The organism is Methanoregula sp., from assembly GCF_002835825.1.
In the GTDB taxonomy this organism is placed as follows: domain Archaea; phylum Halobacteriota; class Methanomicrobia; order Methanomicrobiales; family Methanospirillaceae; genus Methanoregula.
On sequence record NZ_PIZH01000718.1, the window covers coordinates 1 to 1,097 of the forward strand.

The window sequence follows — 1,097 nt, forward strand, 5'->3', positions numbered from 1 at the left end:
ACCACCGGCCCGCTCATCGTGAAACTGGACGATGCCGAAGTCCTGCGGGTCACCGGCCAGGGCTCGGGATCGCCAACCTGGTACGAGGGCTCGTTCTCCTGCCCCTCCGGCAGCCACACGGTATCGTTCACGGTCGAAGGGACTAACTATTTCACGGATATTGACGACGTCTCCTTCCTGGGCTCCTCCACGCCGACCCCCACGATCACACCGGTACCTTCTCCCACCCCGACCGACCAGGACCTGACCACCGGTCGTGCCGCGGATACCTCAGCTGACGGGAAATGGACCGTCTATGTGCCCGGACATGTGGTCGATGACGATCCCAATACGTACTGGATGAGCAGGAACGCGGGATCAAACCCGCTTCCGTCATGGTGGAGCGTTGAACTGGAGTATCCTGCCGAGCTGAACCGGATCCGGATCAAATCCGGTTTCTACCAGCCGAAGGACTGCAGGCTCCAGGGAAGCCATGACGACAGCACCTGGTACGATGTCCGGTCATTCTCCGTCCAGAACAACGACCAATGGCAGGAGTTTACGGTGAGCGGCAGCGGGGGATACCGGTACTACCGGATCTACGTAACCACTTCATGGAGCCAGTGGGGCGATGTCTGTATCCATGAGGTTGAGATGTACGGGACCTGGGCAGAGCCGGCACCTACGCCGACCCCTACGCCGACACCTGCCCCGAATCCGGATCTCACTACGGGTCGTTCCGGATATGCTTCAGCGGACTACTCCCATAGTATATACGGTCCCGGAAAAGCGATCGACGATCTGATATCGACGTACTGGATGAGCGGGAACGCAGGGTCCAACCCGCTCCCCTCCTGGTGGGGCGTACAGCTGGAATCTCCCGGAATCGTTTCCACCATCCGGATGCTCTCCAGTTTTTACCGGCCGAAAGACTGCGTACTGCAGGGCAGCAATGACAACGTGGTCCTGACCGATCTCCGGTCCTTCCAGTTCCAGAACAACGATCAATGGCAGGAGTTTCCCGTAACCGGCGCCGGGAGTTCCCGGTATTACCGGATCAATCTCTCTTCGTCCTGGAACACGATGTACCCGGGGGTTGTCTGTATCCACGAGACCGG

The 1,097-nt window shown here is 59.4% G+C and carries 1 protein-coding gene; it reads left to right on the top strand.

Annotated elements, in window-relative coordinates; translation table 11 throughout:
• The coding region (locus CW742_RS14675) for a discoidin domain-containing protein (RefSeq protein ID WP_292421672.1) at positions 1-1,097 on the top strand (1,097 nt) is incomplete at both ends.